General features: G+C 70.7%; 18 protein-coding genes. 6 read left to right on the forward strand and 12 right to left on the reverse strand.

Features of this window, described 5'->3' with window-relative positions; all coding sequences use genetic code 11:
- Positions 1 to 26: 26 nt before the first annotated feature.
- The 3 genes from DQW85_RS03725 to DQW85_RS03735 form a co-directional block, all read right to left on the reverse strand.
- A complete protein-coding gene (locus DQW85_RS03725; RefSeq protein WP_113699011.1) occupies positions 27 to 413 on the reverse strand; it encodes an SCO5389 family protein in 387 nt (128 codons plus the stop codon).
- Positions 414 to 498: 85 nt separating this feature from the next.
- Positions 499 to 1,449 carry an ATP-binding protein gene (locus DQW85_RS03730; RefSeq protein ID WP_113699012.1) on the reverse strand — a complete coding sequence of 317 codons (951 nt, stop codon included), beginning with the start codon at positions 1,447 to 1,449 and terminating at the stop codon, positions 499 to 501.
- 99 nt (positions 1,450 to 1,548) lie between these two features.
- Positions 1,549 to 2,931 (reverse strand): LCP family glycopolymer transferase, encoded by a 1,383-nt coding sequence (locus DQW85_RS03735; protein ID WP_240196899.1) that lies wholly within the window; start codon positions 2,929 to 2,931, stop codon positions 1,549 to 1,551.
- 112 nt (positions 2,932 to 3,043) lie between these two features.
- On the opposite strand from DQW85_RS03735, the gene DQW85_RS03740 reads away from it, so the two are divergent.
- Positions 3,044 to 3,769: a class I SAM-dependent methyltransferase gene (locus tag DQW85_RS03740; protein ID WP_113699031.1), complete on the forward strand. Its 726-nt coding sequence runs from the start codon at positions 3,044 to 3,046 to the stop codon at positions 3,767 to 3,769.
- Between the two features lie 6 nt (positions 3,770 to 3,775).
- Here DQW85_RS03740 and DQW85_RS03745 read toward each other — a convergent pair whose 3' ends face one another.
- From DQW85_RS03745 to DQW85_RS03755, 3 genes are all read right to left on the reverse strand, one after another.
- Positions 3,776 to 4,393 carry a thymidylate synthase family protein gene (locus DQW85_RS03745; RefSeq protein WP_113699013.1) on the reverse strand — a complete coding sequence of 206 codons (618 nt, stop codon included), beginning with the start codon at positions 4,391 to 4,393 and terminating at the stop codon, positions 3,776 to 3,778.
- On the reverse strand, positions 4,394 to 5,065 hold the full coding sequence (locus DQW85_RS03750) for a hypothetical protein (protein WP_162794698.1): 672 nt from the start codon (positions 5,063 to 5,065) through the stop codon (positions 4,394 to 4,396).
- A 72-nt stretch (positions 5,066 to 5,137) separates the two neighbouring features.
- Complete coding sequence (locus tag DQW85_RS03755) at positions 5,138 to 6,049, reverse strand: LysR family transcriptional regulator (RefSeq protein ID WP_113699015.1); 912 nt, start codon at positions 6,047 to 6,049, stop codon at positions 5,138 to 5,140.
- A 71-nt stretch (positions 6,050 to 6,120) separates the two neighbouring features.
- Between DQW85_RS03755 and DQW85_RS03760 the strand changes: the two genes are divergently transcribed.
- Positions 6,121 to 6,999 carry a 4-hydroxy-tetrahydrodipicolinate synthase family protein gene (locus DQW85_RS03760; RefSeq protein WP_113699016.1) on the forward strand — a complete coding sequence of 293 codons (879 nt, stop codon included), beginning with the start codon at positions 6,121 to 6,123 and terminating at the stop codon, positions 6,997 to 6,999.
- Positions 7,000 to 7,029: 30 nt separating this feature from the next.
- Here the strand turns inward: DQW85_RS03760 and DQW85_RS03765 are convergent, their stop codons facing one another.
- Positions 7,030 to 8,175 (reverse strand): FAD-dependent monooxygenase, encoded by a 1,146-nt coding sequence (locus DQW85_RS03765; protein ID WP_113699017.1) that lies wholly within the window; start codon positions 8,173 to 8,175, stop codon positions 7,030 to 7,032.
- Between the two features lie 49 nt (positions 8,176 to 8,224).
- Between DQW85_RS03765 and DQW85_RS03770 the strand changes: the two genes are divergently transcribed.
- Complete coding sequence (locus tag DQW85_RS03770) at positions 8,225 to 8,713, forward strand: MarR family winged helix-turn-helix transcriptional regulator (protein ID WP_240196900.1); 489 nt, start codon at positions 8,225 to 8,227, stop codon at positions 8,711 to 8,713.
- An 82-nt stretch (positions 8,714 to 8,795) separates the two neighbouring features.
- Here DQW85_RS03770 and DQW85_RS03775 read toward each other — a convergent pair whose 3' ends face one another.
- A complete protein-coding gene (locus DQW85_RS03775; RefSeq protein ID WP_205314860.1) occupies positions 8,796 to 9,287 on the reverse strand; it encodes a CGNR zinc finger domain-containing protein in 492 nt (163 codons plus the stop codon).
- A gap of 114 nt (positions 9,288 to 9,401) precedes the next feature.
- Between DQW85_RS03775 and DQW85_RS03780 the strand changes: the two genes are divergently transcribed.
- A complete protein-coding gene (locus DQW85_RS03780; protein WP_113699020.1) occupies positions 9,402 to 10,262 on the forward strand; it encodes an alpha/beta fold hydrolase in 861 nt (286 codons plus the stop codon).
- A 25-nt stretch (positions 10,263 to 10,287) separates the two neighbouring features.
- On the opposite strand, the gene DQW85_RS03785 is transcribed toward DQW85_RS03780, so the two are convergent.
- Both DQW85_RS03785 and DQW85_RS03790 read right to left on the reverse strand, forming a co-directional pair.
- Positions 10,288 to 11,166: a 1,4-dihydroxy-2-naphthoyl-CoA synthase gene (locus tag DQW85_RS03785; protein ID WP_113699021.1), complete on the reverse strand. Its 879-nt coding sequence runs from the start codon at positions 11,164 to 11,166 to the stop codon at positions 10,288 to 10,290.
- Between the two features lie 35 nt (positions 11,167 to 11,201).
- Complete coding sequence (locus DQW85_RS03790; protein WP_109530861.1) at positions 11,202 to 11,534, reverse strand: ArsR/SmtB family transcription factor; 333 nt, start codon at positions 11,532 to 11,534, stop codon at positions 11,202 to 11,204.
- Positions 11,535 to 11,621: 87 nt separating this feature from the next.
- Here DQW85_RS03790 and DQW85_RS03795 point away from each other — a divergent pair, with 87 nt between their 5' ends.
- Complete coding sequence (locus DQW85_RS03795) at positions 11,622 to 11,792, forward strand: DUF3073 family protein (protein WP_113699022.1); 171 nt, start codon at positions 11,622 to 11,624, stop codon at positions 11,790 to 11,792.
- On the opposite strand, the gene DQW85_RS03800 is transcribed toward DQW85_RS03795, so the two are convergent.
- A complete protein-coding gene (locus tag DQW85_RS03800) occupies positions 11,755 to 13,002 on the reverse strand; it encodes a cytochrome P450 (protein WP_162794699.1) in 1,248 nt (415 codons plus the stop codon). The two genes, DQW85_RS03795 and DQW85_RS03800, sit on opposite strands and share 38 nt — an antisense overlap.
- Before the next feature lie 98 nt (positions 13,003 to 13,100).
- Here DQW85_RS03800 and DQW85_RS03805 point away from each other — a divergent pair, with 98 nt between their 5' ends.
- The gene (locus DQW85_RS03805) at positions 13,101 to 13,703 is read left to right on the forward strand and encodes a TetR/AcrR family transcriptional regulator (protein WP_113699024.1); all 603 of its coding nucleotides are present in this window, start codon (positions 13,101 to 13,103) and stop codon (positions 13,701 to 13,703) included.
- Positions 13,704 to 13,731: 28 nt separating this feature from the next.
- On the opposite strand, the gene DQW85_RS03810 is transcribed toward DQW85_RS03805, so the two are convergent.
- On the reverse strand, positions 13,732 to 15,144 hold a 1,413-nt coding region (locus DQW85_RS03810), incomplete at its 5' end, for an LCP family protein (RefSeq protein WP_162794700.1).

Consider the following 15,144-nt stretch of genomic DNA (forward strand, 5'->3'; position numbering starts at 1 on the left):
CGATCCACCACCGCCGCCGCCCAGGATCAGCAGTCGACCAGCTCGGGCTTCTGGTTGAGGATCTGGGCTCTCGGCGTCACGAAGTCGCGCAGCGCCTCGGTGGCCGTGGGGTCGAAGACGGCGACCCGGTGGCAGTTCTGGAAGGCGAGCCGCACGCCGAAGTGGCGCTCCAGCGCCCCGCGCATCGCGTCGCTCGCCAGGCAGCGCAGGAGCTGGCCGCGCGCCTCCTCCGACGGCGGCGGGACCTCGTTGTCGGCGAACTCGGCTCCGCTCGTGTCACGCTGCTGGACCAGCTCGCTGATCACCGACCACGCGTACGGCAGGGAGTCGCGGACGCAGGCGACGAACGCCACGTCGTCCACCTCGCCTGCTCTGGCCTGGTCGAGAAGATCGTTCGGAACGGTCAGCGACATGCTGTCTCCTCTCGGAAGGGATCTATCCGACGCTATGTGGCGCCGCTCTGGGGCTCCAGATGGCTGGAGGGGAACAGTCGTGTGGTCAGGGGCCGTAGACGAACTCGGGGTCGATCTGGTCGCCCAGGTCGAGGCCGGTCCGGGCGTCGCCCCAGGCGCGGGCGTTGCGCAGGTGGAACTCCTCGGTCTGGCGGCCGAACCTGACCCAGTCCTTCTCCTGCGCGTCGAGCTCCTTGAGCAGCACGGCGAGGGCGTCGGTGTTGGCCGGCTCCAGGTCGTCGAGGGCGAACGGGCGGCCCTGCTCCATGGCGCGGACGGCGGCCGAGTGCTCCATCCAGGTGAGCAGGTCGTCGCCGACCTGGGCCCGCAGGAAGTCGACGTCGGAGGGTCCGTGCACCTTGTTGCCGACGACCGCGATGCGCACGCCGAAGTCGGCGGCGTAGTCGAGATACTGCCGGTAGACGCCCACGCCCTGCCTGGTGGGCTCCGCGACGAGGAACGTCAGGTCGAAGCGGGTGAACAGCCCGGAGGCGAAGGAGTCGGCCCCGGCGGTCATGTCGACCACGACGTACTCGGACGGGCCGTCGACGAGGTGGTTGAGCAGCAGCTCCACCGCGCCGACCTTGGAGTGGTAGCAGGCCACGCCCAGGTCGTCCTCGCTGAACGGGCCGGTGGCCATGAGCCGGACACCCTCCGGTGTGGTGACGGCCAACTCGCGTGCGGGCCCGGTGAAGGTGCCGGAGGCCAGGTCCTCGAAGGTGAGCAGGCTGGAGCCGCGGCCTGGCGGGGTGGTCTTGACCATGGCCTCGGCCGAGGGGATGCGCGGGTTGTCGCCGCGCAGCCGGTCTTTGATGGCGGTGAGGTGGGAGCCGAGTGGCTCCGGCGGATCATCCGCGCCCAGCACGAGGGCCAGGTGCTGGTTGATGTCGGCGTCCACGGCGACCACCGGGCCGCCCTGGTGCGCGACGTATCTCGCGAACAGCGCCGACATCGTGGTCTTGCCGCTGCCGCCCTTGCCGACGAACGCCACCCTCACGCGCACGCTCCAATGATTATGAAAACCGTTGTCGTTCGAGGTCGGCGACAATCATGCCACACCCGCGACGGGCGTGAGGACGGGATTTCGAATCGGGGACTAGCCGCAGGCCGCGTCGAGCGGGACCGCCTGGTCCGGGCTCTGCGTCGGCGAGGTGGTGGGGCTACCGCTCGTGGGGGTCCGGGGGGTGCGCTGCGCGGGCCGGTCGGCCAGGGCCTCGGCGACCTTGTCCCGGATCAGGTTCCAGTCGGGGTAGGCGGTGTTGACGAGCGGCGGCACGAAGTTGAGGCTCCTGATCCTGGCGTCCTTGACCTTGTGCGCCAGGTCCACCAGCGGTGGCAGGAGGTTCTGGGGGATGTCGGTGGAGATGGCCCGCTTCGTGGCCGTGGCGAGCTGCTCGAAGCTGTTGATGACGGTGATCGGGTCGGCCTGCTTGGCGACGGCGTTGAGCAGGCACTTCTGGCGGCCCATGCGGACGTAGTCGTCGCTGTCGGTGCGGGAGCGGCCGAACCAGAGAGCCTCGGAGCCCGTCAGCTTGCGCGTGCCGGGGGAGATCAGCCCTTCGCGGTACTTGCCGTAGACGATCGGCTCCTTGATGGTGACCTTGACGCCGCCCATCGCGTCGATGATCTGCGCGAACCCTCTCATGTCCACCAGCGCGTAGTAGCTCACCGGCAGCCCGAGGATGTCGCCGACGGTCTGCTTGAGCAGCGCCGGGCCGCGCTGGCCGCGCCGCACGCCCGGCACCATCTCGGGGTGGTCCTCGGCGTACTGGAACACCTCGTTGAGCAGGCCCGGAGTGTCCGGCCCGCTACCGGAGAAGCCGCTCGGGAAGTGGTCTCTCGCCGGGCCCGCGGGGAGCTGCACCCGCTGCAGGTTGCGCGGCAGGCCGAACAGGACGGTGGCCCCGGTCGCGGTGTCGACGCTGGCCACCGTCATGCTGTCGGTGCGCACTCCCGGCCGGCCCGGGGCGGAGTCGCCGCCGAGGAGCAGGAAGTTGACCCGGTCCGCGCCGTTCCACGGGTCCTGGGCCATGACCGGCGAGGTGTTGGTGAACAGGGTCTGCACCAGGTCGCGAGACAGGTAGGCCATCCTGGCCGCGTACGAGGTGGGGGCCAGGATGAGCGCGCAGAGCCCGGCGGCGACCACGGCGGTGAGGGCCCGGCCCACGGTGTGGGAGGGCTCGGGCCGTACGAGGACGAAAGACCGGATGATCACTATGGACCAGGCGAGCGCGATGACGGCCAGCGCGACGGACATCCCGGTGAGCCAGGCGGGCTGGACGGCCAGCGACAGCAACTGCGGGCCGAAACCCGTGAGCGCGGTGATGACGACGGCGAGCACAAGCACGTGGGCCGCCATGAGGGCGAGGCCGGTCCTGCGGCGGTCGGTGGCCAGATGGGCGACGCCCCACAGGAGGGCGGACCCCACGATCAGGGCGACGCTGGAGACGGGCCCGAACCCGCGTTCCGTGCCTGTCATCCCTGGTCAACCCCCTGTTTTCGAGCAGGACGCTTCCAGGTTAGTAACGGTTTGTGCTTGATTGGGGCTGCGTAACGGAAGTGTCGTGTCAATTCGAGGGCAAGGGATGGCCGTGAGTGTGCGACGCGGGAACTACGGGTTCGACGCGCCCTGGGCTCTGGCCGGACTGGTCCTCGGCGGGCTGGCGCTGCTGTGCCTGGCGGCGGTCTCGTTCGTCTCCGGCGTGCCGACCGCCGGGGTGGTCTTCCTGCTCGGTGGCCTCTACACGCTGGCCAGCGCCGCCAGCCACCTCTACACGGCCCGCCGCGGGAAGTTCGCCGTGTGGGGGAGGGAGCTGGACCGGCTGAAGGGCGACGAGTGGCTGCTCGACCTCGGCTGCGGGCGGGGCGCGGTGCTGCTGCCGGCCGCCGAGCGGCTGCCCGAGGGGCGGGCCGTCGGGATCGACCTCTGGCGCGTCGGCGGCCGGCCGCGGAACCACGGTGAGCGCCTCACTCGGGCCAACGCCGAGGCCGAGGGCGTCACGGTCGGGCTGGTCGCCGGCGACATGCGCGACCTGCCGTTCGGCGACGCGACGTTCGACGTGGTGGTCTCCGGCCTGGCCCCGCGCGGCCTCCTCGACGGTGAGGGGCGTGCCCTGCGCGAGGCGTACCGGGTGCTGCGCCCCGGCGGGCTGCTGCTGATCGCCGACCAGCAGCGGCACGGGCCCGCCCACGAGGCGGCACTGCGCGGCCTGGGCGTGGTGGACGTGCGCAGGCGCGACCTCGGCTGGCGCTACTGGTACGGCGGGCCGTGGGCCGCCACCTGGATGGTGGAGGCGAGGAAGCCGGTCACGGAGTAGGGACCCTCACAGCAGCCGAGGCAGAGCCGGCCGCATGACCCGCAGCACCTGCGTACTGTCCGACAGGTAGAGGTGCGGCACGTCCACGAACACCCGCATCGGCCCGCTCTCCACGCCGAGCCCCCGCGCCATCCCCGCCTGGACGTCCGCCAGCGGCACGTAGTTCATGTAGCTGGTGAACACGTTCTGCGACCGGAACACCGCTGTCATGACCAGCACGCCGTCACGCAGCCTGAAGGCCAGCCCGCTCAGGCACGGCACCGAGTCGTACGGCTCGCCCGGCGTGGTGAGCGAGATCCAGGCGCTCTTGCTGTACGGCTTGGCCCGCAGCAGGTCGGTCGCCCAGCTCAGCTGCCCCTTGATCCGGGCCCCGTAGCTGTACTTGAACGGCGGCACCACCGTGTCCTGCGTGAACTTCCTGCAGTAGAGCGCGAGCCGGTCGTGGTCACCGTGCTTGTCGATGATCGGGTCGTCCCGGCTCACCTCGGCCATCTCGAACAGCACGGGCGGCCCCTCCATGACCGGGCCGCGGTCGTCGTCGCCGAGCGCGCCGGCCGTCCACACATGGCGCATCAGCCAGATCCACGCCTCCCCACATGACGCCCACACTTCCGGGTCGGGCATTCAGGTCTCCACGTTCGGGAACTGGTAGGGGTTGTGCGGCAGCCGGCGCCGCCTGGTCACGTTGCAGCGCACGTAGTAGACGGAGTAGTGCACGAGCGCCACCAGCACGAGGCTGCTCAGCAGCAGCAGCGCGTTGGGCTCCTGCCCGCTGAGGCCGGTGACGCCGACGGTCAGGTACGCGGAGTTGGCGATGGCCAGCATCATGACGTTGATGCCCGGCCAGGCCAGCGGAGCGTAGGTCTCGGGAAAGCGGGGATCGACCGGCAGGTTCGGCGACCAGGCGAGCTCGTCCTTCAGCTGCGTCGCGTACAGCAGCCGGAAGTTGTTGATCGCCCGCGCCGTCCGGGCGCAGGCGTTGCCCGCCTCGATCATGCGCAGGAAGGGCAGCACGCTGAGCAGCCCGAACGCGGCCACCAGCGCGAACAGGTACCAGGGCACGGTGTGCCAGGCCGCGAGATCCCGAGGGTCCACCACCTTGGCGGTGGTGAGCGCGATGGTCGCCAGGAACGGTCCAGACAACAGGCTCATCGCCAGCCTGGTCATCTTCAGGCGCTCTTCCTTGGCGGCGAGGTGGACGGCGTAGACGCCGGTGAAGTCCACTGCGGCGAGCTGGAGGAACTGGCTCGACGGCAGCCCGTCCTCCGTCGTCATGCGTGGGGGTGTCTTCCGCATGCGGTGCTCCTGTAGGGCCAGCTGACTCCAGTATGAGCACTCTTCGCGGGATGTGTCGGGCATTTCTGCCAATCATTCCAACAAATCCAGACTGGCTCCCGTCAACCGGGTTCGGGAGAGAGGGAGGTGGGTGATGGCGGTGTGGAAGGCGGCGACGGCCGCCCTGATCGCCGGATGCCCGCCGTACCCTCTGCGGAAGGCCGCCAGCGTGCGGCGGCTCAGAGGCAGCTCGGTCAGTGGCACGCCGGACGGCGGTGAGAGCGCGGCGAGGCGCGGCACCAGCGCGACCCCCTGACCGGCGGCGGCGAACGCGAGCACCGTGTCGAAGTCGTCGACGTGGTGGCGGACCCGAGGCTCGAACCCGGCCGCCTGGCAGGCGCGCACGGCCATGGCGTGGCAGAGCGTGCCCGGCTTGTTCATGATCCAGGGGTCGTCGCGGGCGTCGGCGACGGTCGCGCGGCCGGTCAGGTACATGGGCTCGCCGAACAGCGGCTCGGTGGCCAGCGAGGCGTCGGTGACCGGTGGCACGAAGTCGTACTCGTGGACCAGGGCGACGTCCAGCTCGCCCGCCCGCAGCGCGCCGGAGACGTCGGCCGGGTCGATCTCGGCCACCATCGGCTCCAGCGCGGGGTGGGCACGCGCCAGCTCGGCCAGCGCGGGCGGCATCAGCACGCGGGCCGCCGTCGGGAACGCGCCGATCCGCAGCGGCCCGGACGGCTCCCCGCGCACCGCGGCGAGCGCCGCCGACGCGCGTTCCAGTTGTTCGAGTACGGCCTGCGCGTGCTCCACCAGCAGGTGGCCGGCCGGCGTCAGGGTGACCGTCCGGCCGGTGCGTTCGAGGAGCGGCACGCCCGCCTCCCTCTCCAGCGCGCTGAGCTGCTGGGAGACCGCCGACGGGGTGAAGGTCACGGCCTCGGCCACGGCCGCGATGGTGCCGCGTCTGGCCAGTTCGCGGAGGAGGCGGAGCTTGCGTGGATCGAGCATCAGTAAAGCTTAAGCTCGACCGCAGGAATCCGAACTGGACCTAACGGGTCTTCGGACTACAGGCTCGAAGCATGCTGAAGGGAATCCACGTACCTCTGGTCACGCCGTTCACCGCCACCGGAGAGGTGGCGCTCGACGCCGTGGAGAAGCTCGCCGGGCACGTGCTCGACGAGGGCGCCTCGGGGCTGGTGGCGCTGGGCACCACCGGGGAGGTCGCGGCGCTGTCCCCCGAGGAGCGGGCTCGGGTGATCGAGGTGTGCGCGCGGGTCTGCCGGGACCGGGAGGCGCCGCTGACGGCCGGCGTCACCGGCAACGAGCCGCGGTCGGTCCTCGCGGCGCTGAGCGAGCTGCCGCCGGACGTCACGGCGGCGCTGGTGACCGTGCCCTACTTCCTGCGGCCCTCGGAGGCGGGTGTCGTCGCGTACTTCGAGGCGCTGGCCGAGGAGACGCCGGTGCCGCTGGTGATCTACCACATCCCCTACCGCACGGGGCAGCCGGTGAGCGCCGCCACGCTGCGTCACCTGGGCGGGCACCCGATGGTCGCCGGGGTGAAGTACGCCGCGGGCGGCGTCGACCAGGACGCCGTCGACCTGCTGGGCGACCTGCCGGAGGGCTTCGCCGTGCTGGGCGGCGACGACGTGTTCGTGTCTCCGCTGCTCGCGCTGGGCGCCTCCGGCGGCATCCTGGCCTCCGCGCACCTGGCCACCGGCCGGTTCGCCGAGCTGGCCGGGGCGTGGCGGGCCGGCGACGTCCGCCGGGCCAGGGAGCTCGGACACCGGCTGGCCAGGCTGTCGGTGGCGCTCTTCGCCGAGCCGAACCCCACCGTCATCAAGGGGGTGCTGCACGCCAGGGGCCTGATCCCGACGCCCGACGTGCGGCTGCCCCTGGTGCCGGCGAGCGCGCCGGCGGTGTCGCGGGCGTCACAGGAGCTGTCACGCGTCATCGAGTAGGTGCTCTCGCAGGTGCTCTCGCAGGTGCTCTCAGAGTGCGACATGGTGGCGGTACATCCAGGCCAGTGACTCCTGGCTGGCGGTCTTCTTCAGGAAGAACGGCAACGCCAGGTCGCGGAACACCCGGGCCACCGGCCCCGCGGCCTTGCCGTTGCTGATCGTCCGGGAGTAGGCCACGACGCGCTCCACCCTGCCGCGCCGCTCGGCCTCGAACCGCTCGAACGCCTCCCGGTGGCCGGCGGAGTCGCGCAGGCACCTGGCCAGCACGATCCCGTCCTCGATCGCCAGCGACGCGCCCTGCCCGGCGCTGGGCGAGGTGGCGTGGGCGGCGTCGCCCGTCAGCACGACCCTGCCGCGATGCCAGGTCGGCACCGGCGGCAGGTCATGGACCGGCAGCCCGCCGTCCGCCCGGCCGCGCTCGATCAGCTCCGCCGCGCTCCCCGCGTCGTCGGCGAACGCCTCCAGCAGCACCGGCTTCCAGTCCGCGGGCACGTCCCCGAGGGCGCGCGGGAGGTTGGCGAACCACCAGGCGTCGCCGGTCCGCGTCACGGTGTAGCCGAAGAAGGCCCGCTTACCGAAGATCATGTTGTACACGCCGGGCTCACCGGCGAAGCCCGCGTCGTGGACGATGCCGCCCAGGCTGTAGAGGCCGCTGTAGCGCGGTTCCGGCGCCTGCGGGTCGAGGAGGTGCCGGATGCGCGAGCGGACTCCGTCGGCGGCGATCAGGATGTCGCCCACCGCCTCGCCGCCGTCCTCGAACCGGGCCACCACCTTGTCCCCGGTGTCCTCGAAGTCCACCAGGCGCTTGCCGTACGTGATGGGGACCCCGCGGGAGACGGCCTCGTCGCGGACGACGCGGTAGAGGTCGGAGCGCAGGATCGTGTGGCTGACCGTGCCGTCCTCCAGCGCGAGCCCGTTCGCCACCTCGCCGAGGCGCTTGCCGGTGCCGCTCCACATCACCATGTGCGGGGTGGGGATGCCGGCGGCCATCACCTTCCGGTGCGCGCCGAGCACGCGCAGCGCGTCAAGGCCGTTCGAGGCGACGTTGAGGAACGCGCCCACGCCCTCGGCGGACGCCGGGTAAACCTCGAAGACCTCGGCCTCGATGCCCGCCCGCTGCAGGGCCATCGCCGTCGCCGGGCCGCCGATGCCGCAACCTATGATGAGAGCCTTCATCGTGATACCTTTCGTTCGGTCGAAAGAAATATATGGCGCGAGGAGGGTCGTGTCCAGAGGTATTTCGGAGCACCGAAAGAATTTGCTGGAGGCGCTGGGCGAGGCCGGCCGGGACAACAGCAACGCCGCCGTCATGTACCACACGGCCATGGGCGAGCGGATCGGCCTCGGCATGACCGAGGAGAAGGCGCTCGACCTGCTCCAGCGGCTCGGCCCGCTGACGGCGGGGGAGATCTCGCAGCACACGGGGCTGGCGCCGGCCTCGGTGAGCGGGCTGATCGACCGGCTGGAGCGCAAGTGGCTGGTGCGCCGCGTGCGCGATCCGAAGGACCGGCGACGGGTCATCGTGGAGATCAACTTCGAGCGGCTGGCGGGCTTCGCCGAGCTGTTCGAGCCGCTGGTGCAGGGGCTGGCCGAGCTGTACGAGGGCTACACCGACGAGCAGCTGGAGCTGGTCCTCGACTTCCTCACCCGGGCCACCGCCATCCAGCGCGCCGCCACCGCCATGCTCACGGCCGACGGATCGGACGATGTTTAACGTGCGGCGCTCGACGGGGCGGGCGGCGGTGGACGTCTCGCTGGAGCTGGTCGCCCACGGCCTGCGCGGGTTTCGCGTGCGATCAGCCGGCGGGCTTCTGGCGTCGGTTGAACCGGCCCACCTTGGCCCGGTTGCCGCACCCCTCCATGGAGCACCAGCGGCGGGTGCCGTTCTTGCTGGCGTCGAGGAACCAGAGCACGCAGTCGGGGTGCGCGCACTTGCGCACCCGGTCGGGCCGCTCGCCTATCAGGCGTGCGAACGCGGCCGTCGCCGCCCAGGCCGCGTGCCACGCCGGGTCCTCCACGACCACCACGTCGTACGGCTCGGCGCCGCGCATCATCGGCCGGGTGGCGCCACGGCCGAGCACGACGTTGAGCCGGCGGAAATCCCCCTCTTCGAGTGCGGCGCGCAGAGCGTCGCGGGCCTGCCGGAGCCGGTCGCGCACCCCTTCGAGGTCGTCATCGCCGGGCAGGCCGTGCTCGGCGAGCCAGGCGCGCACGGCTTCGAGGTCGTCCAACTGGTCGACCGGCTCACCGTGCTCCCTCCACACGGTGTTGACCAGGTCCAACGCCACGGGCTCACCACGGAGCGGTCGGACTCGCACGCTTAACCCCTAAAAGCAGTTTGACTGGTTAGTGTTCGCCATGTTACCACTTAACCATCAAACCTGATTTAGGGGGTTAAGGTCATGACCATTCACTACCGGACCGCGGTGATCGACGGGCTGGACATCTTCTACCGCGAGGCGGGCGACACGTCGGCGCCTGCGCTCGTCCTCCTCCACGGGTTCCCGACCTCGTCGATCGCGTACCAGGAGCTGATCGCCGACCTGGCCGACGAGTTCCACCTGATCGCACCCGACTACCCGGGGTTCGGGCACAGCTCAGCGCCGGGCGCCGACGAGTGGGACTACACGTTCGACCGTCTGGCCGACGTGGTCGACCGGCTGCTCGACTCGCTCGGGGTCCGCCGGTACGCCGTCTACGTGCACGACTACGGTTCGCCGGTCGGACTCCGGCTCGCCGTCCGCCATCCGGATCGGATCACCGGCATCATCACGCAGAACGGCAACGCCTACGAGGACGGGCTGACCCCGTTCTGGGAGGTGCTCCGCAAGGCGTGGGCCGACCCTTCGGCCCAGAACGTCGAGCCGCTGCGCACCCTCTACACCCGGGAGGCCACCCACTGGCAGTACACCCACGGCGTGGGCGACGTCTCCCTGGTCAACCCCGACAAGGAGGCGCTCGACCAGGCCCTGCTCGACCGGCCGGGCAACCACGACATCCAGCTCGCGCTGTTCCTCGACTACCGCACGAACGTCGAGAGATACCCGCTGTGGCAGGACTATCTGCGTACCCACCAGCCTCCCGTGCTCGCCGTCTGGGGGCGGCACGACGAGATCTTCGGGCCGGAAGGGGCGTCGGCGTTCGCCCGTGACGTGAAGAACGCCGAGGTCCACCTGCTGGACACCGGCCACTTCGCCCTGGAGACGCACCTCCCGGAGATCGCCTCGCTCGTCCGGCGCTTCCTGCGCGGCCTCGCCGTCTGAGCCCCGCGCTCCCGGAGTTCGCGGGTCAGTAGTGCCAGGGGAACGGCGACCAGTCGGGAGCCCGCTTCTCCAGGAACGAGTCGCGGCCCTCGGCGGCCTCGTCCGTCATGTACGCCAGCCGCGTGGCCTCCCCGGCGAAGACCTGCTGGCCCACGAGCCCGTCGTCGATCATGTTGAAGGCGAACTTCAGCATCCGCTGAGCCGTGGGCGACTTGCCGTTGATCTTGCGTGCCCACTCCAGGGCCGTGGACTCCAGCTCGGCGTGCGGCACCACCGCGTTGACCATGCCCATGCGGTGGGCGTCGGCGGCCGAGTAGGTGTCGCCGAGGAAGAAGATCTCACGGGCGAACTTCTGCCCTACCTGGCGCGCCAGGTAGGCGGAGCCGAAGCCGCCGTCGAAGCTCGCCACGTCGGCGTCCGTCTGCTTGAAGCGGGCGTGCTCCTCGCTGGCCAGCGTGAGGTCGGCCACCACGTGCAGGCTGTGCCCGCCCCCGGCCGCCCAGCCGGGCACCACGCAGATGACGACCTTGGGCATGAACCGGATCAGCCGCTGCACCTCCAGGATGTGGAGGCGGCCGGTCGAGGGGGAGCCGTCGGCGTACTGGTAGCCGTCCTTGCCCCTGATCCGCTGGTCGCCACCGGAGCAGAACGCCCAGCCGCCGTCCTTGGGCGAAGGGCCGTTGCCGGTCAGCAGCACGCAGCCGACGTCGGTGGTCTGGCGAGCATGGTCGAGCGCCCGGTAGAGCTCGTCGACCGTCTGCGGCCGGAAGGCGTTGCGCACGTCCGGGCGGTCGAAGGCGATGCGGACCGTGCCCTGGTCGACCGCCCGGTGGTAGGTGATGTCGGTGAAGTCGAATCCCTCGACCGCCTGCCATGCCTTGGGATCGAACAGCTCGGAGACCATGTGCCAGAGCCTAACGGACCTCCGGGCCCGTGCCGCTAGGTGACTTCGGCTCGTAGCTCTGCCAGGAGCTCGCCCTGGTCGACCAGCATGTCGGTGAGGATGCGCCGGGCGGTGCCGAGCAGTTGGGCGAGCTCTGGAGTGGCCAGCGTGTAGACGACGGTGCTCCCCTCGCGGATGGCGCTCACGATCCCTGCCCTGCGCAGCACCGCCAGCTGCTGGGAGAGGCTCGACGCCTCGATGTCGATCTGGGCGAGCAGATCCCGGACGGGAAGTGGTCCTTCCTGGAGAAGCTCCAGCACCCTGATGCGAGCGGGGTGGCCGAGAGTTCGGAAGAAGTCGGCCTTGGCCTGGTGGACCTCCACGTGCATAGTGACCAGACTAATCGAGTGCAGTTGCATAATTCTTCAAGTCGTAACGTTGTTGGCTAGGATGACAGCGGGGACTAGGGAGTAGCCATGGGTCGAGGAAGAGCCAAGGCGAAGCAGACCAGGGCTGCTCGCCAGATGAAGTACGCCAGCCACACCATTGACTATGACCGGCTGCGCGAGGAGCTCGGGGTCGACTCGGAGCCCGACGACATGCACCCGACTACGGGCTCCGAACAGGAGTCCGAGCCCGCGCGGTGACGCGTGCCCCCTTCGCGGGTGCGAGCGTCACGCCAGTGAGCCGCCTGGCCTCCGGGGCCTGATCCGCCACGGAGAGTTCGAGGCGGTGCAGCACCTCGCGGATGATCACGCGCATCTCCAGCAGGGCCAGCTGCGCTCCGACGCAGAAGCGCCTGCCGCCGCCGAACGGCATCCATGACCTGTTGTGCCCGCCTTCGAGGAACCGTTCCGGCCTGAACTCCTCCGGTGAGGGGAACACCTCGGGGTCGTGGTGCACCAGCGGGATGCTCGGTCCGGCGTACCATCCGGCGGGCACCTCGTACGCGCCCAGCCGCAGCGGGGCGTCGAGCAGCCTCGGCGCCTCGTACACCACCGGCCGGACGCGCAGGACCTCTTTGATCACCGCGTCGAGGTAGGCGTCGTCGTCCGGCAGGCGTTCGAGCACGTCCGGCATCCGGAGCAGCCGCTCGAACGCCCAGGCGAGACCGGTGGCCGTCGTCTCGTGGCCGGCCAGGAGCAGCGTGATGAGCTCGTCGCGGATCTCCTGGTCGTCGAGCTCGGTCTCCAGCAGCCTCGCGAGCACGTCGGTGCCGCCGGGAGCGGCGCGGCGGCGGGTGATCTCGCCGTAAAGGATCCCGTCCACGGCCGCGCGCACCCCCAGGAACCTCCCGTACGGCAGGAAGGGCACGCGCCCCATGACCCGGCGCACCCCGGGCGGCGTCATCGCGACCGTCACGGAGCTCCCGAGCTCCATCAGGCGGGGGAGCAGTACGCGCAGGCGGCCGAGGCGTTCCGCGTCGCGGATGCCGAAGACCAGCCGGAGGATCACCTCCAGCGTGATCTCCTGCATGCGGGGGCGCAGCGTGAAGGGCCGGTCGAGCGGCCAGGTGGAGATCCGCTCGACGGCGATCTCCGTGATCTCGTCGTGGTAGCCGGCCACCTGCCGGGCGCGCAGCGGCGGGTTGAGCAGTTTGCGGTGCTGCCACCACGGGTCGCCGTCCAGCATGAGCACCGAGTGCACGCCGACCACGGGTTCGAGGAAGTCGCCCCGGGCCTGGCCGGCCCGGCCGCCGCCCTGGTCGGTCTTGTAGACCTGCTCGGCCAGCTCGCCGGTGGCCACGTACACCTCGGGCGGGAAGCCGAAGAAGCGCACGGTGAAGATCGGGCCGTACCTGCGGTGGCACTTCTCGAGAAGGCGCACGGGGTCGGCCAGGAACGATGCCGTCTGCACAGGTGACGGCGCCCGAGGTCCGGGAGGGAGCATGTTCGTGCCTCCAAGTGATGTATACGTACGTCATACACGCTCGTATATATCTGTAGCATGGTCATGTGCCACGGACAACAGAAGCCGGCGGATACCGGGAGCGGCTCCTCGCCGGAGCGGTGAGCTGCCTGCAGGAGAAGGGCTACGCCCGCACGACCGCGCGTGACCTGGTCGCGGCCTCGGGCACCAACCTGGCCTCCATCGGCTACCACTTCGGCGGCAAGGACGCCCTGCTGAACGAGGCCATCGCCGGGTGCTTCGACGCGTGGACCCGGCGGGTCGAGGAGGCGATCTTCGGCACGGCCGGGCCGGGCACGCCGAGGGAGATGCTGGAGCGGGCCATGGTGGCGCTGGTCGACGTGTTCGAGGAACTGCGCCCCCAGCTCGTCGTCTGCGTCGAGGGCTATCCGGCGGCGCTGCGCGAGAACGTGCTGCGAGAGAAGCTGGCCGGCGCCTACGCCAGGGCGCGCCAGGCCGGCGTCGACATGATCGGCCGGGCCGGTGCCGAACTGGGGTTCGAGCTGCCGGTCCAGCCGGAGGTGCTGGTCTCCGTGCTGATCGCCGTCTCCGACGGCCTCATGATCCAATGGCTGCTCGATCCGGCGAGCACACCCGACGCCCGGCAGGTCGTGGACGCGCTCGCCGCGCTGTCACTGTTCACGGCCTAGCTCCGGCCGGACCCCGCACGCGGCGGGGTCAGGTGGCGGCGCAGGTGTCGTGGGTGGCGGCGAAGCCGTCGATCGCCTCGGTGATCGCCTCAGGGTCGTCGGCGCGTGTCGCCTTCAGCCCGCTCCAGTCGTCACCGATGACCAGCACCAGCCGGCTGGTACGGGCCTGCGGGACCGACCTGGGCGTCGCGGTGATCACGTCCTTGGCGAGGGTGGGCACGCGGGTCTCGCCGTTGGGGGAGTAGAGGATCGCGGTCTTCCCGTACGGCTTGACAGTCGTGTCGCCGACCTTGGTGACGTGGTAGCCGCGCTGTTCGAGCAGGGCCGCGACCTGAGTACCGAGGCCCACGCGGTAGGTGCCGTTGCGGACCTCGACGTGCACCTCCGAGCGGGACACCTTGGCCTGGCCGCCCTCGACGCCGCCGGGATCGCGGTCCTCGGCGACGAGCCGGAAGAGCCTGCCGGCCTGCGGCTCGACCCACTCGACCCGGCCGGGGTGGGTGACGGAGTAGTGCCACGGCGTGGTGATGAAGCGGATCCGCCCGGCGTTGAGGCCCTGCAGGCCGGCGGCCAGGTCCTTCATGACGCCGGGCGTGAGGCCGGGGTCGGTGGTGACGGCCCTGGTGCCCGCGTCGAGGAACCCGAGCAGCCTGGCCGGGTCGGTGAGGGTCTCGCCGCTCATCACCTTCTTGACCATCGAGGCGATGAACATCTGCTGCCGCTGGATGCGGCCGATGTCGGAGCCGTCGCCGAGGCTGTAGCGGGCGCGGACGTAGCCGAGGGCCCGCTCGCCGTCCAGCGTCTGCCGCCCGGCGGGCAGGTGGAGCAGCGCCTTCGTGTCGTTCACCGGCTCGGGCAGGCACACCTCGACGCCGCCGATGGCGTCGACCATGCTCTTGAAGCCGGTGAAGTCCACCTTGACGAAGTGGTCGATGTGGATGCCCGTGAGTGCCTCGATGGTCTTCCAGGTGCAGGCGATGCCGCCGGAGTTGAACGACTCGTTGATCATGCCGAGGTGCTGGCGCTGGCCGGGCAGGCCGTCCCTGGCGTGGCAGGCGGGCAGCTCCACCAGGGAGTCGCGGGGGAAGCTGACCACCATCGCGTGCTCGCGGTTGGACGAGAGGTGCGCGAGCATGATCGTGTCGGTGCGCTCGCCGTCCGCGCGGCCGTACCTGGCGTTCCTGCCGTCGCGCTGGTCGGAGCCGATGACGAGCACGTTGAGCGCGGTGCCGGCCACCTTGGGCGGGCGGGCCGCGCCGAGGTCGTCCCCGGAGACGTCGATGTGCCTGACGTTGCCGGTGAGCCGGAGGTAGACGGCCACCGCCGCGCCCGTGACCAGGACGGTGATCGCCGTGCCGGCGGCGACCAGCCACCGCAGCCACCGGCCGCCCGTCCGGGAGCGCGCGTGCCTGGCCCGCGCGTGCCGGGGGCGCGCGTGCCT

The organism is Nonomuraea lactucae (assembly GCF_003313395.1).
Taxonomy (GTDB): Bacteria; Actinomycetota; Actinomycetes; order Streptosporangiales; family Streptosporangiaceae; genus Nonomuraea; species Nonomuraea lactucae.

Excerpts from the sequence above, each read along its gene's own strand:
- DQW85_RS03760 (WP_113699016.1), top strand. The coding sequence starts at position 6,121 with ATGCTGAAGGGAATCCACGTACCTCTGGTCACGCCGTTCACCGCCACC.
- DQW85_RS03725 (WP_113699011.1), bottom strand. The coding sequence starts at position 413 with ATGTCGCTGACCGTTCCGAACGATCTTCTCGACCAGGCCAGAGCAGGC.
- DQW85_RS03755 (WP_113699015.1), bottom strand. The coding sequence starts at position 6,049 with ATGCTCGATCCACGCAAGCTCCGCCTCCTCCGCGAACTGGCCAGACGC.
- DQW85_RS03785 (WP_113699021.1), bottom strand. The coding sequence starts at position 11,166 with ATGGTCTCCGAGCTGTTCGATCCCAAGGCATGGCAGGCGGTCGAGGGA.
- DQW85_RS03765 (WP_113699017.1), bottom strand. The coding sequence starts at position 8,175 with ATGAAGGCTCTCATCATAGGTTGCGGCATCGGCGGCCCGGCGACGGCG.
- DQW85_RS03790 (WP_109530861.1), bottom strand. The coding sequence starts at position 11,534 with ATGCACGTGGAGGTCCACCAGGCCAAGGCCGACTTCTTCCGAACTCTC.
- DQW85_RS03735 (WP_240196899.1), bottom strand. The coding sequence starts at position 2,931 with ATGACAGGCACGGAACGCGGGTTCGGGCCCGTCTCCAGCGTCGCCCTG.
- DQW85_RS03795 (WP_113699022.1), top strand. The coding sequence starts at position 11,622 with ATGGGTCGAGGAAGAGCCAAGGCGAAGCAGACCAGGGCTGCTCGCCAG.
- DQW85_RS03750 (WP_162794698.1), bottom strand. The coding sequence starts at position 5,065 with ATGCGGAAGACACCCCCACGCATGACGACGGAGGACGGGCTGCCGTCG.
- DQW85_RS03745 (WP_113699013.1), bottom strand. The coding sequence starts at position 4,393 with ATGCCCGACCCGGAAGTGTGGGCGTCATGTGGGGAGGCGTGGATCTGG.
- DQW85_RS03780 (WP_113699020.1), top strand. The coding sequence starts at position 9,402 with ATGACCATTCACTACCGGACCGCGGTGATCGACGGGCTGGACATCTTC.